Source organism: Flavobacterium sp. ACAM 123 (genome assembly GCF_000264055.1).
GTDB lineage: Bacteria > Bacteroidota > Bacteroidia > Flavobacteriales > Flavobacteriaceae > Flavobacterium.
The window spans coordinates 1-24,728 of record NZ_AJXL01000055.1; the positions used below are offsets into that span (position 1 = coordinate 1).

The following is a 24,728-nucleotide window of genomic DNA, read 5'->3' on the forward strand; positions in this document are numbered from 1 at the left end:
AATTATTTCCGATAAAAATATTTTTTCGGACTCTTCAATTTTTCCATCTGCTTTTGCTAAATAAATCATTAACTTGATTTCAATGAGTCTATCTGTTTTAAGTTTGAACTTTTTAGTTTTAAAAATTTTGGATAAAAAACTTGTCGTTGTTTTTGCCGCATTTTTTAAATCCATTTTTAATTCTTCGGGATCAGAGTAAAGCTTGATTCGGGGTGCGGAATCATAGTCAATAATAACTCCTCTGTGGATTTCATTAGATAATATATGTTTGTAATTAAACTCAATGCACGTAATGTGTTTGTAGGCTAGTTTTTCTGTCAAAACCTTAGGAAATGAGTTTTTATCTAAATTTAATTCTTGTTCTAAAATCTCACAATGTTTCTTTTCAAACTCAGAATAGTCATTTTTAACGACCGTATTATGCTGATAAAATAATTCTTTTTTATCATTAAGATGTGAAAAGTAATCTTCGATCGTACGCAGATCCAATTGTAATACTGGACCTTTAATTATAATTTTCTGGTGTTTTTTGTTCTCTATTTTGGATACAACAAAGTCTAATTCTCCAAACTCTCCTTTACCATCGCAATTACGGCAATCTGTTAACCCATATCTTTTTCTGTCTTCATAACAATAATTGCAGGTGATGGTTCTTTTTCCCGAACATTTAGAGCAGGTAACTTTGCCTGTTACATTACAAGTCATGCATTTTACCTTTCCTTTTCCTGAGCAGGAAGAACAATTGACTAATTTTTCTGATGTTTTTCCACTAGCCAGACGTACTGTTTTTTTTACTTTTCCCGATCCTCCACATCCCATGAATAAGCCTCCACATCGATTCCAGCCTTCTCCACTACATTTAGGGCAGGAAACTTTTCCTTCTCCAATACACTCGTCGCATTCCCAGGTATGATTCCCATTACAAACAGAGTCATAACAGCTTACTAAGCCATCTCCAGAACATTCCTTGCAACTACATGTCTTTACAGAATCTTGTAAGTAAAATAGTTGCTGTTTCTCCACAAATCTATTGTTGTCGGTTTCAATTGGAAATTCCAATCGGGTATCTTTTGGACTACAGTGTACTTTTTCACTTTTTATAGTGTCACATTTATCCCTAATCAAGCTGTCTTTTAAAAAAGCCTTATTTCTAATTAAAGGGGTATTGTTTTGTAATGAAATAAATGATTTTTTTAAATTATCGCCAATAGGGAATTCAATATTTTGGATAACTCTGTCTATGTTTTTATATTCAAAATTGAGTAATAGATATTCGCATTGTTTTAAATCATCCAGTAGAATTATTTTATTGTAAAAATCGTTTTCAAGACTCTTAACTATATTTTTTACTTTTGTTGAATCCATTGTTACATTTTTTAATTAGTTGGTACTATTTGTCTTTTATAAATAAGATGCTATTTGGTTTTTGAAGCCTGTTTATAGTATTCTAAAAGTTTACTCCTCCTTTTAATTCAACACAATTTCTGCCCAGATTGGAATATGATCAGAAATGGTTCGTGCTTCTTTTAAAGAATTGAATTTTTGATAAAACGGAACTACTCCATAATTTTTAACTGTTACTCTTGCGGAATTGTAATACATATTGTCATATTCTGAAGCTAGGCATTCATCCATTATGCAGTCCCTTTTCAAAGAAGTTTTTTGATTTACAAATACCGATCTATAGCCCATTTTTTTCAATGGATTGAACACCGTATGCGATTGAGGGCAATTGAAATCGCCAGCAAAAATTAAATTTAATGTAGGATATGCAGCAGGCAAAAATTTAAAGTATTTGATTTCCGTTTCGGGTTGTTTGCTTTTTGTTATCGCATGAAAGTTAACCACCGTAAATTGCTTGTTTTCGTATTGGAACGTACAATAATAAGGTTCTCTATCAATCTCTAAATTGTATTTTTTTTCTAGCCAAGCTTGTCCTATCTTTTTGATTTTACTGGTTTTCCAGATATAGGCATAGCGTTCGGTTTTATAAGCGCTACTGCTCGTAGGGTCACTGATTACATAATCCCATTTGGCTCCTTTTCTATTTAGTTCATCAGCGAGTCTTGCCACAGCTTGCGCGCCTCCATAACCAGCAACGACTTCTTGGATTGCAATAATATCAAAATCTCTTACTGTATTAGCAATGAATGCTATTTCCTGATTTGATTTTGATTTGCCAATGTTTTCTATATTCCAAGATAGGAGTTTTGGTTGGGGAAATAACGTCGTTGTAAAAAAAACATAAAATATGATTAACCATTTTTTCATGTAGCGTAAGTAATTATTTAAAATTATTCTATTAGGGGAAGACTATTGAGAATAACCATATGGATTAATACATTAAATGTTTTTTTGCCACATTATTCCACCCAGCTTGATTTGGATATTTGACAAAATATATCTTCATATCTGCTTGGTTTGCATATCTAACAAAGAATATTTTTTTATCGGCCTGATTGGCATATTTAGTAAAAAACCATAGTCCGTTATTGTTTTTCGCCTGATTGTAATATTTGACCTTGTACACTTTTAAATCAGCCTGATTGGGATAATTGACGACAAAAACTTTTACATCCGCTTGGTTTGCATATTTAACGGAATATACTTTTTGAGCTTGAGTTAATAAGCTGACTAATAAGGAAACAATTAAAAAAACGTATTTTCATAAAACATTATTTTATTGGCTGTCCTATTTTAGAAACATTGAATTTTTATCCTTGTTGTTTGCGTCTTTTAGCTCTAATTATATTGTATAAGACCTGCTACATATTATAAATTATTAAACATCAAAAAATAGCTAATTGGCTATTTCTTGATGTTTGGTTCTTTTTTTAATAAATCGACAAACGTTTATTCATAATATGAAGTAGCAGCGCTATCAACAGCTACAGCAGTAGTGTCAACAGCTACAACTTCTTCAGCTAAGCCTTGATCATTATGGCTAATTGATTCGTCAGAATTATTAACTATTTTATTTAAGTAACTTGAAATGTCAAAATCATTTTTGAGAACATAAAAAATAGGATTACTCAAGCCATTATTTGAAATCACCACTATGTTCTTATTGTTTTTATACACACTAGTATAGGCTTCATTTACATTACCCTTTTTTCATTAAACTGTATCCATTTTAATTTTTTTTCGAAAGCTTTTTGAATTGTCTCTGCCTTTTCATAAGCTTTTCCTGACAAAGCTATACTGTAAATAAAACCTTGTGGTTTACTTTTTGTTACAATTTTATTATAGTTATCATCATAATCAACTAATTTTCCCATAATACCAAAGCCATATTTTGCTTCATTATTAATAGTTTTATTTTCAAAAATTGCATTAGTATCATCATAAGTACTAAAATCACTTAATGATTTTCCTGTTTTACTTAAAATAGTTTGAGAGTCATCTTCAAAACTTAAATTTTCTGGCTTATCGATGTTTATGACTTTTAAAATCTTGTCTGTATCTAGATATTCGGAAGTTATATTTCCTTTGATACTGTAATCAAAAAGATAGGCTACTAAATCATCTCCAATAGTTTCAAATTGAGGATTTACTTTATATTTTCCTTCCTTATCGATTATGCCATATTTCCCACCTAGTTTAACAATAGCTATATCTCCCATGAATGGAAATGCATTATCAAATTGGGGATTTATCACAATTTTACCTTCTTTATCAATAAAGCCCCATTTATCAGAACTTTTTATACTAGCTAATTTACTATCTCCAAAAAAAACAGCGTCATCAAACTGTGGATTAATAATAAATTTACCTTCTTTATCACACCAGCCATATTTATCATCTTGATTGATTAAATATTTGTCTCCATCTGCATAAGCATTTCCAAATTGAGGGTTAATAATATATTTGCCATCTTTGTCAATTACTCCCGCTTTTTCATCCAAGGATACAACAGCTTTACCATCTTTAAATCCAGCTGCACTATCAAATTGAGGATTGACAATTATTTTTCCGGCTTTATCAATATATCCCCATTTACCATCTTTATTCCTTACGGCACATTTACCATCGTGAAAATCACCAACTGCATCAAATTGTGGGTTGATTACTTGTTTTCCGGATTTATCCACGAATCCCCAAATTGTAGCTGTAGAGTCTTCTTTTGAATATGCGGCTAAATCTTCAGAAAACAAACGAACTTTTTCCGCCTCCTTTAAAGTAAATTTAATTTCGCCTTTTCTGTCTATAGCAGTTGGAGCACCATTCTCTGAGACCACCCATGCTACTCCTTCTTGGAATACAGTCGCATCCTTATAGGTTGCATTTATAGTGAACTTTCCCTCTTTGTCAATATAACCCCACATGCCTTTGTCCCCAGTGGTTTTCACTAGAGCTATATCTTCTCTAAATGCTGAAGCATAAGCAAACTGTGGGTTTATGATAATTTTCCCTTCTAAATCGAAGTAGCCATATTTATCCTTTTGAGCATAAGGGATTAAATCAATCTCCTTAGATGACTTTAAAAAACTGCAACTTGCCAATAACAATGGCGCGATCATCAATAGAATTTTTTTCATATTTATTTATATTAATTTTTATTAAATTAAAATTTTCTAATTACTCTAACATACAGAGTGTCTGTTTTTGAACTAGTATATCCACCCCCAGTATAAAAATATTTGCTTAATGAAGTGGTAGTAGAATATTGTGAAGAGCTCCAATAATATGTATTAGCAAATCCTCCAATTGCAATTCTGTTACTATACATTTTTTCAAGTTCATTATAACTAGGTAGGTACCAATCGCTGTACCCACCAGATACTAAGTCATTACATATTCTAGCTGCTGTACTTGATGTTGAACAGCCATTAACAATAGATGTTGTATTGTTCTGGCCAGTTCCAATATTCCAACTAGTATTAATTGATGTTCCTGAACAACCCCATTGGGCCCCAGTACTTTGGTTTGACGTAGTTGTAATTAAACCGTGAGTTTCTCCAGAAATGAAGCCTGTGTCTCCTGATTGGAAAATGTATGCAATAATACCTCCTTGGTGGCTTTGTCCTACAGCAAGGGTAGTAGCTGATGTTTTAAAAGACATTACTGGGCCATAAGCAGTTCCTATACTATTTGTAGCATAAGCTCTTACATAATAGATTGTGTTTTCTGACAATCCAGTTATTGAGCTTGTGAATGACCCAATTCCTGAACCATTATTTGTAGTACTGCTTGATATTGTGGGGTTTGAGGTTGTACTGCTAAAGCAAACTCCGCGTGAAGTAACTGTAGACCCTCCATCGCTGGATATGGTTCCGCCAGCTGTTGCAGTATTTTGTGATATAGCTGAAATTGATGTTGTAGCTGATACAACTGGAAGCGTAGCTGCTGCCGTGGTAAAAGTAGTATATGTTCCATAGGTTGTTCCAACACTATTTGTAGCATAGGCTCTAACATAATAAGTAGCACCGGGACTCAAGTTTGTTAGAGAGCTAGTGAATGAACCAATTCCTGTACCGTCTATTGTTTTTGGATTTGTTATTGTAGGGTTAGAAGTTGTATTACTCCAACACACACCGCGAGAAGTTATTGTTGCGCCACCATCACTTGTAATTGTTCCACCACCAATTGCTGTTGTTTGAGTTATTGATGTAATTGTGCTAGTTGTTATACCAGTCGGGATAGTTGCGGCTAAAGTTTTGAATGCTATAGCGGGACCATACGCTGTACCAATACTATTTGTTGCGTACGCACGAACGTAATATGTCGAGCTAGGTAATAATCCTGACAACGAACTTGCAAATGTTCCAATTCCGCTCCCATCTACAGTTTTTGAATTTGTGATTGTAGGGCTTGTAGTTGTATTACTCCAACAAACACCTCGAGAAGTAATTGACGCTCCATTTTCAGTAGTTACTGTACCGCCACTAAATGCGGTAGTTAAAGAAATAAAGGATGCCGCCGTCGTTGCTGAAACTAACGGAATAGTTGCAGATGTTGTAACAAAAGTTTTTACATCGCCATATGCTGTCCCAACTCCATTTGTTGCATAAGCTCTTATGTAATAGATCGTTTTTGGGGATAAATTTGTTAATGCACTTGTAAATTGTCCTATACCAGTACCATCATTAGTTTTACTATTTAATATTGTTGGATTAGAACTTGTGTTGCTGTAACAAACACCACGGCTAGTGACATTCGAAGCTCCACTATTGGTAATGATACCACCACTAGTTGCTGAGATTTGCGTAACTAATGATGCTTCAGTTGTTGACGAGATTATTGGAATAGTAGCCGCTTGCGTTGTGAATGTAACTATTCCCCCATAAGCAGTTCCATATTCATTTGTAGCGTATGCTCTTGCAAAATAAGTAGTACTAGGAGATAAATTAATTAAATTACAAGTAAAACTCCCTAAAGTTGCTTGTGAATCTAGCTTTATTTGATCAGAAATAGTTGGGTTGTTATTTGTACTATAACAAATTCCCCTTTCTGAAAGACTTGCATTATTATCTGTAATCACTGATCCTGAAACCATTGTGCTTGTTTGTAAAACAGTACTAACTTCTAATGTTTTAACCGCATTTTCTGATTTTCCGTAATCAAATTCTTCAGTGCAACTATATAATAAAGGGATAACTATGAGTGTAGTGAATAGAAGTGTAACACTCTTTAATATTGTTTTTTCATTTTAAATATTTTTTATATACCAATTTGAATTTAGTATAAAATCTTTTTTTTAAGATTAAAGGATATGCCAGCAGTAATTTCAGGTTTGTAAAATTCTTTGTCAATATCCATAAATGAGACTCCTCCATTAATATTTATAACCCTACTTATACGTATCATTAATCCTGAAGTTGCCACTAAATACCCTGTTTTTTCTACTGATAAAGTTCCTGCATAATCGTTACGAACAACTTTGTCATAATAGCCATAGCCGGCACCTATGTTGAGGTAAAATCGTTTGAAAAGTCTAAAGTTGGGCCCTAATTCTATTTCAGTTTTGTTCGCTATTGACTTTCCGCTAAGGATATCTTCTTCTAAAGTTAAACTTGTTCTTGCCGACATTCGAAAACCAATTAGTTTACGACTACCAGTTTCATATAGTAAGCCATATTTGGCAATTTCACCACTTTGTATACCTAGACTCGAAAAGCCTTTTTTAAAAGACAGATCTTTATAGTATTTTTTTTCTAACTCAGCAGTTCTAGCTCTGTTTTTTTCGTCGGCTTCCGCTTTTATAATTCGATTTTTTTCTGCTTCAATTGCGGCTAATTCATTCTTTATTTTATCAGCCTCAATTTTTGTTTTTCTTGCAAGTTCTTCCTTTTCGAGTCTTAATTTATTTTCAATAGCGTCCCGTTCTGCTTTCGCTTTCGCTTCAGAGGCAGCTTTTTCTTCTCTTTCTTTTTTTAATAATTTTTCTTGCTCAATTTGTTGTTTTAGCGCTAGAAAAGAGGCTATATCTTTTGGATAGGAATTCAATATTCGACTCTCTATCTGAACAGTATTGTAGTATTTGTCAGTTTTGTTTTTAGAATTTTTTAAATAACTACTAGCCAGTGCTCTAGCGTCTACTACTTGCGAATAGTCATATAACGGATTGTTTTTTATTATTAGTGCCTTTGACAAAATTTCTAAAGACAAAACAATGGGTGGGGGAATACTTGTAAACTGTAATTTGGCTTCCAAAATTTTGTTTTTTGTAAGTTTCGAAATCTTCCTGTTCATAGGCTTCTTTTGATTCTCTAATAAGGGTGCTTACGTCTTTTTTTTGAGCTATAGAATTTTGAAATAGTAATAGAAAAAAAAAGTAATAAATAGTGATTTTTTCATGTGTTTTGATCTAATTGCTTTTATATTCATTTACATCAATAACTTGAGTTCCAGCTACTAGGTCGCTTATTTTTCTACCTTCAGAATTAGCAAAAACCATTATAACTTCGACTAAATAGCCTATGTAAGGAACACAAGAAATAATACTAAACATGATGTTTCGTCCAGCAGAATTTGATTTAGAGCAAGGGTTGTTGCTGTTTACGTTAACCACCATTAAATTAAGGGCTCTCTTACCATAACTTTGGCCGTTTCCTAAACCATCTTTAATCAAACTATAGCTAAAAGGAAGAATCAGCAAAATAAAACCAAACCCAAGTTTAGCAGGATTAAAATCACTCATATAACTATTGCCATAGGTAAAAATATTTACAAAAAAATCTAAAATAAAAATTAGGGAAGGAATAAAAAACAGTAATGTTATAATTCCGTCTAATAAATAAGCTACAAATCTTTTACCCAAATCTGCCTCTTTGTATTTGGGTTGGGTTGCATCAACGGTCATCGTAGTACTATGATAAACTTGATGTACTTCCTGAGTGTTTCTTATTGGTTCGTTTACAGGTATTTGAGGTCTACTAGATTGCTGGATAATTTCATCGTCCAATTTAATATTTCCACCATCGTTTGGACAAAATTTAGCTCCATTTGTATACGCTTTATTACAAATGACACACTTTGGTATCATTTTATCGGGATGCACTAGTTTAGTGCCATCTTGCTCACAAAATTTTATATCGGAAGTAAACACTGTGCTGCATTTAGGACAGGTTGGTTTTTCAATCAATTCTTCTTGAAGATTACATCCACATATCTTACAATATTTAGTTTTTTCAGAAAAACTGCTCGAGCATTTTGGACAATTATTATTCATACTTATACGCTTTTTTTAGAATTAGTTTTTATAATTAATTTATTGCCTTCTCTTAAAGGATTCTCTTTTTTTATAATCAATTTTTCGGATTTCTCAGCTTTGTCTGTATTATTTGGTGAATCAGGATTAGTATTTATGATAATGTCTTCAACTCCTGGTGTTATAACAACAACAGAGTTTGCATTGATGTTTTCTACTAATTGAGTTAATTCGTTGTTGTTAATTCTAATACATCCTTCAGAGGCTCGTTTTCCTAGAGAGGTATTGTCATGAGTTCCATGAATCCCAATTCCTTTTTGTCCTGGTACCCTTAACCTTATGAAATATGGTCCATAAGCCCCCTTAATTTCACCTTTATCATCTTTAAAATCATGGCTCCAAGCTGAAGCATCAACAACCTCTTCAATTGTAAAAACCCCTTCAGGTGTTTTGCAGTCCCCCTTTTTTATTTTATCTCCGTAATTTTTACCTGTCGCGACTTTAAATTTGTGAAGTAAATCTCCTTTGTAATTATACTGGGATAGTGTCATATCCGCTTTATTGATGATAATAAACTTAGCATTTTTCATCATTTTCAACTCTTTATAGTACCAGAAGGTAAGTCCGGCTAACAATAGAAAAGAAAAGACAATTGCTATTTTTTTTAGATTAACTACCATGATGTATAAGTTGGAGTTAAACTTCCATAATCATATTCAATTGAAGCAATGTAGCCTTCAGCAGGAGCATCGGCTTCGCCTTCAAATTTTGGAATTTCGTTATCATCAAAACTAAATATTAGGATTTTACGTGCTCCAGTACTATTGTTCTTAATGATACAGGCAAAATCATTGAACTTTGAATTTTGGTTTGATTTTTTTGAAAAATAGACGGTATTCGGACCGGTTGACTCCGCTTTTGCAAACAGTTGCCAAACTTCTTTGGTAGTTACTGCACCATATACGTCTTTCTGAATTTCGTCATCCATTTGACCTATGATGTTGCTGTTCCTAAAATAGCTTATTAAAGCTTTTTTAAATCGAGTTTGCGTAACTGCTGTTCGAGTATCTTCATCTGCTAAAATGGCGTTTAATTCTTGGAAATCCATTTTGTTTAGAAGGTATTTTGGTGACGCATATCCCTCCTGACCATTAACTTTACAACTAGTCCATTCCGTTCCATTATCATAGACCAAAACCTCCGAACCATAAGGAATATTACCAATCATATTATAATCGCCTCCGCCCGCCGGACTGGAACGTAATGCTAATGAACGAGCAAAGCTATACATATGGGGAGCGTTCTTATCTCTCAAATAATCTTTACCCCAAAAGAAATAACCCAATATTAAAGCTATGATAACAATAGAAACCCCAACAATAATTGGCATTTTAGATCTTGTAATTGGTTCGTCATCAGAGCTTATGTTGTTGTTTTGCACGTATTGTGGGTGCGATTGATAAGCTGGCTGTTGTTGATAAACTGGTTCTGGCTGTTGTTGTAGTTCTGAGCCACATTCAACACAAAAGTTAGCAACACCCTTTTCATTCTCGGCATTGCAGTTTTTACATTTTATTATGTTGGATGTTGAATTTGTGTTAGTACCACTAATTGGATTTAAAACAGCTGTGCTAGAAGTGTTTTCTCGTTGTTTGTTTTTTTCTATTGCTGTCCAATCAATCTTTTCTTCTACTTCTAGGATAAGAAATAGCAACTGATTCTCTGGAATATTAACAGCATTTGCATAACGCACAATGTCATTGTTTTCTGTTAATTTGATGTTGCCGTTTTTTTCTATAAGTCTATTATAGATCAAATCGTTTAAACCTTCTAATGTTTCCATACTTAAATGTTTTTTATTTGCTTTGGGGAATCAATAATTTTGGAATTTCAACTATTCCTAATTACCGTTTACTTTACTTGTTTCTTCTTTTCTCCTATCGGAGTTTCTTTTGTTTTTTTATCTTTTTCTAGATCTGTTGTTTCTTGCTTTGTAGTCTCAACGCTAGCTTTCACTTCTTGACAAGGCTGTAAATCTTCTTCTGAATTGTAATTATTAACATTGCTCTTAATGTTTTTTATCACTTGAATTAAATAGGGATAATCCTTAAAATGATCATCCTTTTCAAGGGCAGAGTATTTTTGTTTCATTACAGGACTCTGGTCTGCTTTTCTAAATGAGTCCAACTTGATTTTAAGCAAGCATATATTTTCGAGATAATTTTTTAAAAGATTAGTCATTCTTTTTTTTGTTTTATCTAAATTATTATCCGCTGCTAAGACAGGAAGTTTTTCAATGTTGCTGATAGCTTCCTTGTATTTGACTTCATTGTATTTTTCGCTAAGGACTAATTTTCGTATTTCAAATAATTTTAAATAGTTGGTATTAAAATCAAGAGCGTATTTGCAAGTTTTTGATACTTCATTATCTATTTCATCGATCATTATGCTATTAATAACGATATTATATTTTTCAAATATTTCAGTATCATCTTCATTCGTTAAATCAGCATCCTTGAAATAGGTTTTATCGTTGATGTATTTAGAATCAAATGTTTGTCGAAGAAATGTAGTGTTGATTTCTTTAATAATTTTTTTTAATTTGACGTTTTCTTCTCCAGATTTGCCAATGGCGTCACTAAAATTTTTTTTGTTTTCTAACTTTTCTTTTTCTAAAATTGCATTAATTTTTTTTATTTCTTTTTCTTTCGAAAGGATTGTATTAATTAATTCTTCTTTATTTGATTTCGAATAATCTTCATTTTTTTGTGCGAATAAGGACGCAGAGATTATTAAAAATAAAAACGTTATTTTTCTCATAATGGATGGATTTTATATTTTATATGTCAAAATCGGTGTAAAATTTAGCGTTGAATTTTTGTAGTGCTAAGGTTAATTCGGTTTTAATTTTTAGAAATGTCGGTTTGTTTTTATAAGCAGTGTCTAAATTCGGCATATTCACAACTTCTTTCATATACGCATTATATTTGTCCTCGTTATAATTTGTAATACCCGGATAGATGAATTGATTAACTTTAGCAGGAAGTGTTGTCGAGTAATAGTTATACGCATTTATTTGACTACGGTATTTATCGATTCTGTTGTTTTTGGCGGTAATTTTTTCTAATTGATTAAGCCAACTTATCACATCGCTGCTACTATCCATACCTGCTCCCATTAAGAAATGCTCACATCGTGAGTATACCAAGTTAGAGTATACCATTGCAAGATTTGACATCAGGTTTGTTTTTGCTGATGGGTTTAATAACTCCTGTTGATAGGAAGCATCAATTTCTGTTGCAATCGTATTGTAGCTACTGGGATTAAAATTTTGAGTTTTTAAATTTTTAATTTTACTCTCTAATGCTTTAAAATTTGTATTTACTTGCTGGTCAACAATTTCTACGCCATCAACATCGCTACTTTCGGTGAACATAAGGATTCCGATTATTAAAATTCCTACGAGCATTGTTCCTCCCAAAAAAACAAGGCTTCTTATTTTTTCTGTTATTTTCATATTAGTTTAGTTTTTGGCTGGTTCAATCATCCCCGTAGTGTTAACAGCGTCGGTCTTATTTTTCGTCGGTAAATTTGTACTACTGTTGTTATTTCTTGATGAACCATGTTGAGTAGTTATGGAAGTTGACATATTGTTGTTTGTTCTATTTTGGCTGCTTGTGTTGGGTTTTACTATTTCTTTGTTTAAAACTGGATGACCTGACTTTTTTATTAGTTGTTTTATAAATTCGTCTTTTTTTAAATCAATCATATTCAAAGAATCTTTTTTTATTATATCATCAACTGTTTCTTGTTTAAAATCTACATACCTATCTTTACCTTCGGTATTTTTACACAACCAGTTTTTATCTTTAAATCTGAATCTATATTTTTCTAATTTTGGGTATTTAGATTGATATACAGAATCATTAACTTCCATTATTAGTTCAAATGTGTATTCTGATTTTGGATTTGAATCAACTGTTTTTTGGTCCTTACCTGGTGGGGTATTTGGATATAGTTCATCTGTAATCTTATTAGTTGGCTTCTTCATTTCAAAGTAATAGTAACTACCTCCTGCCATCATAATCGTTAATAGCAGAATTCCCAGGTAGATTCCATTTTCTTCCCAAAATGTTTTTTTCTTTCCACCGCGATAGGGCGCAGATACCGGTCTTGGAACATGTTTCCTTTCAATAGATATGAAGTTATTGGGAATTGGCCTGAAGTTCTGGTCATCCGTCGTATTAAAAACTATTGAATCGCTAGATTGACAAATTAGAGTCAATTCAGATAAATTTGGATTATAGTCAACATTTTGATGATTGATTTTTAATTCTTTTAGAATCGCATAGTTGTTGACAATGTTGATTTCTTTTTGGGATGAGTTAATTTGTCCATAGGACTTTAATCCAGTGCTTAAAACTATGTTTTCAGGAACTGCTTTAGTTTTATTAAAAGCATATACTTTGTGAATTAAATTAATTCCTTTAGTATTGAAAACAGTACTTAATAGTGAATTGAACTCATCAAAATAAACATAGCAATTGGCATTACTATTTAACGATATAAAATTATTTATATCATTTTCAAGTATTAATATACTAGAAAGGATATTGTTGTAGTTTTGATTGTTTAAATTATTTGAATTTGTATCAGCAATATACTTGTCTTTAATATCAGCGAGAGTCTTTTCGAAATTCATTAAATTAACTCCTTTAGGTCCATATAAACGTATAGCATAAAAACCTGATCTTCCAAGGAAATCCCGATGATCTGTTACTATTAAAGAATATACTTTGAAGTTTTTTGTGATTTGAACGGCATAAACATCAGACATATTTGCTAACTGTGCTGCTAAAGTGCGTTCGTCTGTAATAGTCTCCCTAATCTCAGGAGTATTCTCGTCTAAATGGGAAGAAACAAATTGCAGGTTGGAACCAGCAGTGGTTTCTTGTATTATTAATCCAAATTGATTCATAATTGAGTTATTATATACTAATGATTAACTAAAGATTTTAAATCTTGAACCTTTTACCACAAAAGAATCCTCAATTAAATTATTGATAACTACACTTGAATATTCTTTATTGAAATTATCGATAATGGAGGAATAGGAAACATTTCCTATTGAAAAGGGTAAGACTTTTATCTTAAATTTAGATTTGGAATTTTCTCTAGCATCTTTGCAATTATTAATCAAATTTTTGAATTCATCTTGAAGAAAATCTAATGCTAATTCATCATGATTAGAATTATTGCTAGCATACCTGCTTTCTTTGATTGCGTCAAATTTATTAGCAACAAGGTAAATGGCATCCGTTTGTTCCAATATTCCATTGGATTTAAACATATTTAAGATATTTACATATACCAAATTCTGGTCCAATTGACTGTTGGAATCATTGTAACCGGTATCATGGGCAAGAGAATCAATAACAAAAATTAATATTTTTTTGTTGTCGTTTCCGATGTAATTTAAAAAATCACTGACATCTCCATTGTTGAACATGTTTACGTAATTTTCGCCAGGAACTTCCACTATGTTAAAGGGATGTTTTGCACCATTTTCATCTTTAATAGATAACGGAACATAATTGTAGGAACCTGAAGCAGTAGCATTGGGTAGTACGCCTCTGTTTAAATCAGAAATTAACTGAGTTTGATATACGGAGCCATCATTATTATAAGTATCTGGTATCAAAATTCCATCTTTGTTGGCCATATTTAATAAACCGGACAACATTGTTGATTTTCCAGAACCTGGTACACCTACAAAATATACGTCTGTCCTTCCTTCTTCCATAGCAGGAAGTTGACTGATATCTTTAAATATCGTAATTCTATTTGAATTACAATAATGCTTTAAAGAATTAATAGTTCTGGAATTGATACCTGCCTCCGCTAAGTCATCAAAAGTGTACGCTCTATTATTAATGTTTGCTTTAATTTCATCAGCACTGGTTTTTCCTTTGATTACTTTTTCAATCAATTCATTTTTTCTATCAGCAATCTCTTGAGCTTGTTCTTTAGTTCTCTGTTCCTGTTCTTTTGAAATAAAAGAATTGACAATCTGATTAATTTTTCCAAGATCTAAGCCTGCATTACGGAATTCATCGATACTTATGTGACCAGTTTTGACTACATCAATTAATTGATTGGTATCAAGATTATTGCAATTCTGCAATAATATATTTTTTTTACGTTCGTCCATTGTGATGCTTTTTTGTGTTTTGAAATTAATTTATATTTCTATTGTTCCTCTTTGTGTGCTAATACTTTTACTATATTTTTTACTTTTACCAGAGTTATTATACCCTCTCACTTTGTGCGATAAAAAGGGAATTAAAATAAACAGGTGAATAACTATAATAATGATTAACGGTAGAATATAATTTGGGTGGAACAGCGCATTCAACTTTTCCGGATTATTTAGGGGTAATAATTTTTTATTATAGGATATAGTAATAGGGGTTTTGTCAACTGGGAGTTCCGCAATTTTAGAATTTATTAACTTACCGCTTTCATCGACATATTCATTTAATTTAGAATAAGTAGCCATTAGACTCAATCTTTTCCAGTTATCAAATACACTTTGATATTTTTTACTATTTAACGCTATTGTTTTTGCTATATTTTTAATGTTATTGTCAATCTTTGCTCTATAAGGTGTCACTTTTGCATTGGCAACTTCTTCAACATTAATGTAATCCGGATTACCTAAAACGGCAGCATCAATATAGAAAGGTCCTGATATCAGTTCGACACGAAGCTTGTCGTTTCTTGTAGTTTTATATAGAGATAAGTTTGTTTTTAATTGAGCTTCAAAATTGAGCAAATCATTGTTTGCTCTTTTATTGTAAACTTGAAATAAACTATCAACGAGTGCTATTTTTTGAGAGGCCTCAGACTTAATTTGTACTTTACAATTGTATTCAATATTGATAAAATGGGACATTAAATTAAAGCTGGCATAACCAAGCACTAGGAAAAACACCCAAAATAATAACGAGGCATGTAAGAAGTTTTTTCTAATCATCAACTCTTTGTTTTTCTTCAGGAGCTGTATAACAAAAAAGTAACATACTACCAGAAATAAGCTACCTACCATACTGAGGACAAGATTGCCTTCAGTAATATATAATAACCCCATGAAGTTTCCGATAAGAAGTACTAAAAGAAATATGGACGATATTAAGTCTACGAATAAAAAGTTTTGTTGTTTCATTAATTAAGGGTTTGTATATTGATTATTATTTAATTACTATAATTTTAGTTTAGTGAACTGATTACATCAACTATTTTTAAATTGTTTTTATTTATAGAGTTCCTATTTAGAATCTCTAGTACTTGTTGGTTGGTTGCGTTTTTATTTTTTGATTTAATTAAACCCACCAATCCTGAGATAATTGGTGCAGCCATGCTTGTTCCTTGTAATATTTCGTAACTATTTCCTGGTTTAGCACCGTATATGTTCATCCCTGGAGCATAAATAGTTGTATTTGTTCCAAAATTCGAAAAGTTTGCCTTGTTCCCATTATTATCTACCGCTCCAACTTTAATGGTACTTTTAGCTCTTTGAAACGGATCAAATCCAGATAAGACATTACTATTACCGGCTGCTAGAATGCAGGTAACATTTTTTGAATTGGCATAGTTGAACAAATCATCCCAAAACTCTTCTTCGTCTTTAGCACCAGAATTTATATAGTCTTTTTGTTCCTGAAGTGGTAAATTGACTCCCATAGGGATTTGCATACCTAAGGATAAATTGATGACATCTGCTTTGTTCTTTATGGCGTAAAGTATCGCATCAATTATGTAAGTATTGGTCAACATTCCGTTTTGGTCTTGTACTTTAATTGGCATAAAAGAACAATCTGGACATATCCCAACGAGACCTTGGTTGTTATTACCGTTTGCCACAGCTGTTGAAGCGACATGTGTGCCATGGTTTTCTTTACTAGGACTTACATCCGTAGTTTTGTCAATAACATTGTAGGGTTTGACTGCCTTGTTTTTTAATTCAGGGTGGTTAAGGTCGAAGCCATTATCAATGACAGCAATAACAATGTTTTTATTTCCAGTAGTTTCTTCCCACGCTTTATCTATATTTATTGCTTTTAGATACCAATTGATGTTATTGTCTTTGAGTTTTGGGTCGTTAAAATTTTTCACATAGTCAAACAGTGTTTCGTCCCACACTAATAATTTGTATTGGTCTAATTTTGCTTTGACCTCTGCTTTAAAATTAACCCTATCTTGTTCGGGTAATTGTACTTGTAATCTATTGACAACACTATCTAAATAAATAATTTTATAATCATCTGAAGGATATTTTTCTTTCAAATCATTGGCGAACTTAGCAATAGAATTAGTCGTGTTCTTGATGGCAATATTGACTAAATTTGAAACAATTCTCCGTTTGTTTACGGTGTCATTAATTATTTTAGAAGTGTCAATCGGGATTATTTGACTTGCATTTTCAGGCAAATAGTCTTGTTCCCAATATTCTTTCTCAGTTGATGGATTATTTTGATAAGTGACAATAATTGGGGCGTTTTGTACGTCAGTATTAACTAGCATAACAAACCAAAATAAAATGGAAGCAACCAGCCCTAATAAGAGTAATATAAAATAACTTACTGGATATTTATTTCTATTCATAGGTGTATTTTATTGCGGACAGTTAAGTAGATAACTCCACGAAGTTCCATCTTGCGGAGCGGCAAGTTCAACAAAGCAGAAACTTGGATGTAAGATGCCAGCGTTGTATTTAAAAGAAATAGAATTTCTTCCGCTTACCAACCCATTAGATGATGCGATCACTTTACCGTCATAAATAATTACTATACTATCTGGAATGTTTTCCATATCAAAATCAACAGTCACAGTTCCGCTTTTTGTTCCTAATTCATGTTTTGTTACGATTTTTCCTAAACCACCTGATTTTACAGAAGCATCACAGTTATAAGTGTTATCTATTTTAATTGAATCGGGTTTTTCAATAGTAGCACCAACGGTATTAATGTTTTTATAAAAATCTCTACATTCTGCTAATTCATTTTGCGAATTGCGGTAGTCAGTATTAACTCTCTCAATATTGTTTTTTAATAGTAACAGGTAAATCAGTACACCAATCAATAAAAAAAACAGCAAATAATACAACCACCAATATTTGTAAAAGAAATTGTTCATTCGATTTAGATTAAATGTTATTTATTTTGTTTGTTAGTGTCATCAATTGAAAAATTGCAATAAGCATAATTAGCCCCAGTAGAATTAATAAAAGCCACCAGTATTTTGAAGCAAACCATTTAAGGAATTCCAAAAAACCGGATGATTTATGGTTAATATCTTCGTCTATAAGCACCTCTTCAAAAACGATTTCTTCGATAAGATCTTCCTCCTCTATGAAATCGTGGGAAATATTGGTGGGATTAAATTCTGGAACATTTTTTTCTAAAGGTTTTTCAATACTAGCAACAATTTTTTCGGGAATGAGGTCAAGATTTTGGTTTTTGGCAATATTGGGTTTGTATAGTTCGTTATTGTCAAACTTCCATCCCCAAACAATACAAATATCTTTACCATTTGAAAAAATAAAATTGTCCTGACGGTTGAACACTTTGGTCAAAAGTTTTGCCCAATTTTTATTGTTTTCGTCATTTGAATTTGAAAGTTGTTGAATTTTAGCATTAATAACTTCTATAAATTCCCAATATTTCATTAGTGCCGTTTCAGCTTCTGCGGTGTTTTGCTCATTTATATTGACAAGATTTTCATATACAGAAAACCAATCAAACGCATACCCGTTTTGTACGGGTTTAGCTAAAATACTTTTATAATTCTTCTCTAAATTAAATGCTAAAAAGTTGGCTACTTTGTCATAATGATTGAACAGATAACTGTTATCATGTGATATAGGCACAAATTTATCTGTAGGAATTTGATGGAATTTGTTCATAGAAACTTAATTTAATTTGAATTCATTAAAACTATTAATCAATTCTTTCAACTGGTTATTTGCTTTTTCATCATAACTTACAAATCCACAATTCACTAGTAATGAAATTCTAAAAAACTCAATCCATTTGTTGTATTTTTCTAAAACAATACTGTTAACATTCGTTTTGTCATCTGTATTATTTTCAAATAAATTTTGTATTGTTTTTGGATCAACTGTTACTGTTTTATTGTAAAACTTAAAGTCATTACTTGTCTTTAAATTATCAATTTCAATTAATTCTTCATTTGTGAAATAGTTTAAGTCAAAGTTTATCACTAATTCATTTATTAGTAAGGAGGAGGTTTCTGCCAAAAACTCTTCAACACCACGATTTATATCCGTTTCAGAAACTATATCGTTTAATATTCGTTCTAGTTTATCATTTAAACCTCTATTGTAAATGATCTTAGTCCAATGTTCGGCTATAGTTAATAAGCTATTTTGACTTATCCCATTGCTAATGAAGTAATCATGGTTTGAGACATTACTAATCTTTGAAATCCAATAATTAAGCACTAACTCTGTGTAAAAATGTGCCTTTGACTTTGTTTCATTTTTAGAGAATAAGTTTTCTTTTTTAATGCCTTTTTTTGTTAAAAAATCTTCTACTTCTTCATTTGACGATAACCACAACTTCTGTTTTAATATTTCAATAATTTCTTCAAATGAATTTACATTCTGTAATTCTGGATATTGAGAAATCAAAATATTACTTTGATCAAAGTTTTCTAGATTTTTTTGATTGACATTGACTACAATGTTTTCATTCAATAAATTATAAACCTCCACCGGTTTCAATGATGATAATTCAATCAATTGGTTGAAAGCAGTAATGTCTTTCGCCAGAAAAGAGTTTAAAGAGAATTGAATGTCATTCACGCTTTTCATACTGTTGGCTCTCAGTACAGATAAATCATCTGAATGTAAATGTTTGTTTAAATCCTTTTTCAATTCAACAATTAGACTGTTGAGTTTATTGATGTAATGATTTGTTTTTGTAAGATTATTTGAAACTTCGGTTAAATTATCAATGATTAATTCAGATCCATCATAGTTTAAGTTAGCAGCAACTTCCCAACTGTTTACAGGAGAATCAAAATGATTTTTAACGAAATCAAAATTCAAAAAAGAATCTTTCAATTTCTCTAAAAACGGAACTCTTTCTTCTTTAGGTTTTAATTCGAAACCAAATTCCTCAAACCCATCAAATGAGTCCGTAGAATACTTGAAGTCTCTTAAAAGGTAGAAGTTTTTAAAATTTACTTGTCCCTTGGTCCAGTCGATATGCCAGTCCTTAGTCTGGGTGACAATTTCATTCTTAAAAAAACGATTAAAGCGAGTATCCCATTTATAATCCAGTTTTTGATAATCGTCTGCATATTCGAAATCATTTGTAGTATCATATTTTAGTTGATTGTTAAAAAATGTGAATATTACAAATAATGGTGGAATGCACGACTCTTTTAAAGATTTGGATCTCTCATAAGAATTAGTTCCAATATTTTTAGAAATCCAATTGAATAATAGAGAAGGTATCTCATTTACGTCGAGTTGCTTATCATTAGTACAAAACAAAAGATTATTAATATTGAAATCGTCAGAATATTTATTGAATAAATACGATACTTTTCCTCTTAACAACATGTCAGGAATAATTTTAGCATCTATATCCTGGATTTCAAGCGCCAGTCTGCTTCTCGCGCCAGGAAAATCTAGTAAGTCAGAATTTTTTAGAAACTCTTTACTCTCAACGAGTTCACTCGGAATAGAGAAGATAAGCTCTGCGGTTAGTGCAGTTATTAGTGATAAATTAATTGTGATTTGCTCCCCGTTTTCTTTTTTTACTGTTGTATGCTTAGTCGAGTTATTTAGCTCCTTTAATCGTTTTACGTCTAAAACTTCTCCTTCGCCTCTCAACACTTCGTTGAATGCTAAATAGACCACTGAATCGAAATTCAAGGTTTTTAAATTAGTAATTAATTTCAGAAAAAGTGTGGAAATATGTTCATTCTTATTCCATAGAATGTCAAATATCCTTGGCCATTCCTGATATTCAAATCCAGAAATAATTTTACCAATTCTTTCAAAGAATCTTGATTCGATCAAGCCCTCAAACATGATTGTATGTTTGCTTAAATGATTTTCAAAATATTCTTTGATTTCTAATAAGTCGAATTCATTTATCGCATTTTGTTTTGGATTGGAATAGCTATCTTCAAATGACTTGATATGAATATCCAATTCTTTGCTCTTAGCAAAATCTGCAATCTTTTTTAAATCAAGAAAAAAGGAATCTAAAACAATAATTACGATATCTTTTGCAGATAGTAATTTTACTTTAATTGGAAACTCTTCAAACTTAATTTCATTATCAACCGTAAATCTTGTAACCACACCAGTACTTTCGGCACCGACACCAGGAGGATTGATGTCTTTAAGAAAATCATACTCCTTGTTATTGTTTCGGATAACGAATGGCTGTCCGTGGCTACTCAATAAATTTTTAATCAAGTAGGACTTACCTACTTGGCTGCCCCCAAAAATTGCAATAACGGGTTTTGAATCTATGTTGTTGTGTACCTTGTTAAATGTGTTTTGCGAGTTTTTTAATTTTAATAACAGACTGTTTTTTTCTTCATACTTCAAATTATTTTCCACCCATTTAATTGAGTCGGTCAATTTATTGATGTTTAACTTTATATTTTGTTTTAAAACGGCTATATCTTGTTCTGAGTAGTGTTTCATAAATTAATTATCTGGCATTTAAAATAAATTCGCAAGTGTCCAACCAATAACCATTTTCGTTATCCAAAGTTTGATAATTCAGTTTAAAAAATTTATTTGATTTATCATTACCCTCTACATCTTCTACGCTTTCAATTTTTAATTGTTCTTTAGAGTCGTCAATTTCTCTTGATAAGGTAATTTTTAAAGGGAAATTTTGATTGATTTTATTTTTTTCAATATTGATTTGATCTTCATAAAAAGTGTTTTCCCTATTTGGAAAACGATTCTTTATTGTTTTTCTAATTTCTTTGTTGTCCAGACTGATATTATATAAATCGGAAACGGGATAGTTTTTGGATATATATTTTGCATAGCCAAATTGATACGGTAGTGAATGCACTAAAATGCTGTTTTCATTTTTAGACGGGGTGAGAATAATTTCTTTTGTATTGAAATTGCTTTTTACAATATAATCGGCAGTTGAAATCAGCTTTTGTTTTATGATTTCAGTATCAATTTTCAGGTCGTTTATTTTTTTAAGTTTTCCTGCCATTAATGCAATTATTGCACCTACGCTAACCATTGTTTTTGGATCTTCTACAAATCCTCTGTTGTCTGAAAAAGGAAACCATTTGCCTATCCAATAGGTGTTTAAATTGATTAAATTGTTTGGAGAAATTGTTAGATACTTTAAAAAGATTTCTTCCAAGCTATTTAGTGAACACGGTTTTCCTGAAAGCACAATATAATCACACTGATATTGGTTCAACACCAAACAAAGCTGTTTGACCATACTATCAAAAACAGAACTTACAATAGCATTGATCTTGGAAGGATTGATATTCCACCTTATGTCTAGAAAGTTGAATCCAAAATGTCTTTCGAAATACTTGATTAACTCTTTATTTTTGAAATCTTTTCCAATTATTTGTTCAAAAGATAAAGATGCATTTTCTTGTCCATTGGCATTTTTCAGGTAATGCATCGCTAGTGGTATTGCTACTTGATGAATAAACGCCTTACGCATCATTTTAGCGACATATCCAATGTTATTTGAATCTTGCCCAAAAAAACCATTAAGTTTTTCAGAAACATTTTCGATTCCTTTGGATTTCGCATAGTTTTCAATGACACCCGTACAGCCTTCATCTGATGGAGAATTTACCGTTCCTTCAATGATGACTTGTTGAATGATCTCTTTCAGTAAATCGTCACCCGCTATTTTAAAACTGTCCCAATATTGTGGGTCTGGTTTTATATTAATAGTCTTGTCGTCTTTGTTTAGAGAGTAACTGGCAATCATCACATCTGAGGTTCCTGCACCAATATCAACCGAGCCCACTGTGATTTTGTCTTTGTTTTTAAAAAGGTAATTGTCAATTACATAATTGTTACCTTGTAATTTTTTAGAAAGTAAGCTGTAAATGAAGACTAATTGACAACTTGTAGCCTCATCATATATCCAATCTTTTCTTTCCTCTAAATCAGGAAGTTTTTTTGCAATGTCTTTTATAGAAGGTATAATTTCTGGTAATTCAAACCAAAATTTATTTTCATTAGAATCAAAATAATACTTTACATAATTATTTAGCAGTTTACATGCATCTTCAGCTGCTTCACGCAATGCTATTTGTTCATGTTGAATCATGCCGGTCGGACAAGAAATAGTGATTCTTTTTAATGTTCTTGGTATAGTCAGATTACCGTGGTCTTCTCTAAATTTATAGGAGTTTATTTGAACGTAAGAGTGTATTAAAAGCTCTAAGAAAACAAACTTCATTAATGAATTTCTTGAGAACATCGATTTTGAACCAAATACTTCACCATTGGTTAATGCCCCATCAATTTTTAATTGCTCTGAAATTCCACTGAGATATACCTTTTTGATTTTATTAAAGTCAGTTGGATAAAATTCCCACTCTTTTTCAGCTGGGTTTTTATCCCATAGATACCTCTTTGGACTAGAGTTATGGGTTTTTAATTCATATCCTAAATTAAGATTGATGCTTGAATTATTTATTAGGGTTTCTGCCTCATAACCAATTCTCATAAAACTAGGAACAATAAACTTGTTATTATGATATTTTTTTTGGTTGATGGTTCCAAAATTAGATTCACTAAAAACCAAGTTCATTGGAAATGGTTCATTGTACTCTAATTGAGGATTTGAATAATCTTGAATGATTATTTTTTTTACTTTTTCAAAAGTAAAAGGCGCATCGTTATCATTTTCAAATAATAAAGCACAGGTAGCTGAGTTACCAATATCAATAACTAAATCAACAGGAATTTTGGTAGTTTCGTCAGTAAATAATTGTAATTCTGGCGTTTCCTTTAAACTCGCAATCCATTTTACTAAAAGTATATAATGGGAGATGTATTGTTTGATAGGTTGCTCATAGCGCAATTCATCATTTTTACCATAGAACATGTCGGCTAAATAGCCCTCAATCCATGATGTTGATGCATTGGTACTGAATAAAAAATTACTAATGTTGATTTCATTAGTATGAATTTTAAATATATTTTCTTCTGGATTTAAGCTTAATTGAGGTCCTGTTTTATCGGATTCGTTTTTAGCGAGAGTGGTGTCAATAGCTAAAACTATTTTCACCTTTTTATATTCGTCGTCACAGTCAAAGTACAGTCGTGCCCAGTCGGTCGGATACATGACATCTTTATTAATAGAATTATCTTTGAAATAAGGAAGCGGAATCCATTTTTTTTTGAAGTTTTTTATCGCTTTTTTTAGATTACTAGCTTCATAAACATCAACAATCTCCTTACAAGTGTTTAAGTCAACTTCCTCTTTTAATTTATTATTTACAATATAATCGTTGTCTTGTAATTCCTGTTTTCGATAGTATTTTTCATCACCATCAATAGTTACTTTAAATAATGGATCTAGAGTAAAATCTAATATGTTTGTGTCAAATGGTTGGTGGAAATATAGTTTATTAGTCTTTGCAAAATCTAAATTGATTTCAGATTCAAACTTATGATACTGAATGCTGGAATTAGAAATAAGTGAAATTCTTTTCATCAATCGATTTTTTTTGTAAAATTATTTTTAATTAGATATTATGAAAAATTGGCTTATCTTTTCATATGTGATACAGTTTTGTGGTATGTTAAAAGAGCAACTTATTTCAGAATAATAGTAAACAAATCGTGTTTAATTATAAAATCGTTGTAAACTTAGTCTCAATAAATTTTACAACTTTACGGTTTTCCTCATTTGAGGAAAATAAATATTTAATTAGATGTCCATTTTAATTTGTTTTTTGCATCGCATCATAGTCCTTTGGTTGTAAAATAAGGGGTTTTGGAATGATTGCACAATAC

19 protein-coding genes and 1 pseudogene are annotated in these 24,728 nt (G+C 31.5%); all 20 read right to left on the reverse strand.

The genetic code is table 11. The annotated features are described in order from the left end of the window. Positions 1–1,365, reverse strand: a pseudogene (locus A3SG_RS0111040) (hypothetical protein); the annotation flags it as partial. Positions 1,366–1,467: 102 nt separating this feature from the next. Next, on the reverse strand, positions 1,468–2,271 hold the full coding sequence (locus tag A3SG_RS0111045; protein WP_016990080.1) for an endonuclease/exonuclease/phosphatase family protein: 804 nt from the start codon (positions 2,269–2,271) through the stop codon (positions 1,468–1,470). A 64-nt stretch (positions 2,272–2,335) separates the two neighbouring features. Next, on the reverse strand, positions 2,336–2,650 hold the full coding sequence (locus A3SG_RS22360) for a DUF6150 family protein (protein ID WP_029596754.1): 315 nt from the start codon (positions 2,648–2,650) through the stop codon (positions 2,336–2,338). A 203-nt stretch (positions 2,651–2,853) separates the two neighbouring features. Then, on the reverse strand, positions 2,854–3,054 hold the full coding sequence (locus A3SG_RS0111055; protein WP_157485427.1) for a hypothetical protein: 201 nt from the start codon (positions 3,052–3,054) through the stop codon (positions 2,854–2,856). Between the two features lie 44 nt (positions 3,055–3,098). Continuing rightward, positions 3,099–4,538, reverse strand: a complete 1,440-nt coding sequence (locus A3SG_RS20825; RefSeq protein ID WP_016990083.1) for a WG repeat-containing protein — start codon at positions 4,536–4,538, stop codon at positions 3,099–3,101. 26 nt (positions 4,539–4,564) lie between these two features. Beyond that, the gene (locus tag A3SG_RS0111065; RefSeq protein WP_016990084.1) at positions 4,565–6,496 is read right to left on the reverse strand and encodes a DUF1566 domain-containing protein; all 1,932 of its coding nucleotides are present in this window, start codon (positions 6,494–6,496) and stop codon (positions 4,565–4,567) included. A gap of 182 nt (positions 6,497–6,678) precedes the next feature. After that, positions 6,679–7,692 (reverse strand): hypothetical protein, encoded by a 1,014-nt coding sequence (locus A3SG_RS0111070; RefSeq protein WP_016990085.1) that lies wholly within the window; start codon positions 7,690–7,692, stop codon positions 6,679–6,681. Positions 7,693–7,807: 115 nt separating this feature from the next. Further along, entirely contained in the window at positions 7,808–8,671 is an 864-nt protein-coding gene (locus A3SG_RS0111075) for an RDD family protein (protein WP_035663866.1), read from the reverse strand. Between the two features lie 2 nt (positions 8,672–8,673). After that, positions 8,674–9,330, reverse strand: a complete 657-nt coding sequence (locus A3SG_RS19705; protein ID WP_016990087.1) for a L,D-transpeptidase — start codon at positions 9,328–9,330, stop codon at positions 8,674–8,676. After that, complete coding sequence (locus A3SG_RS0111085) at positions 9,324–10,493, reverse strand: SH3 domain-containing protein (RefSeq protein WP_016990088.1); 1,170 nt, start codon at positions 10,491–10,493, stop codon at positions 9,324–9,326. Before A3SG_RS0111085 ends, A3SG_RS19705 begins: the two co-directional genes overlap by 7 nt. Positions 10,494–10,561: 68 nt before the next feature. Further along, entirely contained in the window at positions 10,562–11,470 is a 909-nt protein-coding gene (locus A3SG_RS0111090) for a hypothetical protein (protein WP_016990089.1), read from the reverse strand. 19 nt (positions 11,471–11,489) lie between these two features. Further along, positions 11,490–12,167: a hypothetical protein gene (locus A3SG_RS0111095; RefSeq protein WP_016990090.1), complete on the reverse strand. Its 678-nt coding sequence runs from the start codon at positions 12,165–12,167 to the stop codon at positions 11,490–11,492. A 6-nt stretch (positions 12,168–12,173) separates the two neighbouring features. Then, positions 12,174–13,628 (reverse strand): hypothetical protein, encoded by a 1,455-nt coding sequence (locus A3SG_RS0111100; RefSeq protein ID WP_016990091.1) that lies wholly within the window; start codon positions 13,626–13,628, stop codon positions 12,174–12,176. 24 nt (positions 13,629–13,652) lie between these two features. After that, positions 13,653–14,861 carry a hypothetical protein gene (locus tag A3SG_RS0111105; RefSeq protein ID WP_016990092.1) on the reverse strand — a complete coding sequence of 403 codons (1,209 nt, stop codon included), beginning with the start codon at positions 14,859–14,861 and terminating at the stop codon, positions 13,653–13,655. A gap of 30 nt (positions 14,862–14,891) precedes the next feature. Then, positions 14,892–15,875, reverse strand: a complete 984-nt coding sequence (locus tag A3SG_RS0111110; protein WP_157485431.1) for a hypothetical protein — start codon at positions 15,873–15,875, stop codon at positions 14,892–14,894. 44 nt (positions 15,876–15,919) lie between these two features. Next, positions 15,920–17,314 (reverse strand): S8 family peptidase, encoded by a 1,395-nt coding sequence (locus A3SG_RS0111115; RefSeq protein WP_016990094.1) that lies wholly within the window; start codon positions 17,312–17,314, stop codon positions 15,920–15,922. Between the two features lie 9 nt (positions 17,315–17,323). Continuing rightward, positions 17,324–17,845, reverse strand: coding sequence for a hypothetical protein (locus A3SG_RS0111120; protein ID WP_016990095.1), 522 nt, complete (start codon positions 17,843–17,845; stop codon positions 17,324–17,326). Between the two features lie 10 nt (positions 17,846–17,855). After that, on the reverse strand, positions 17,856–18,614 hold the full coding sequence (locus A3SG_RS0111125; RefSeq protein ID WP_016990096.1) for a hypothetical protein: 759 nt from the start codon (positions 18,612–18,614) through the stop codon (positions 17,856–17,858). A gap of 6 nt (positions 18,615–18,620) precedes the next feature. Continuing rightward, positions 18,621–21,401, reverse strand: coding sequence for a virulence factor SrfC family protein (locus A3SG_RS0111130; protein ID WP_016990097.1), 2,781 nt, complete (start codon positions 21,399–21,401; stop codon positions 18,621–18,623). A gap of 7 nt (positions 21,402–21,408) precedes the next feature. After that, the gene (locus A3SG_RS0111135) at positions 21,409–24,426 is read right to left on the reverse strand and encodes a virulence factor SrfB (protein ID WP_016990098.1); all 3,018 of its coding nucleotides are present in this window, start codon (positions 24,424–24,426) and stop codon (positions 21,409–21,411) included. Between the last annotated feature and the right edge of the window lie 302 nt (positions 24,427–24,728).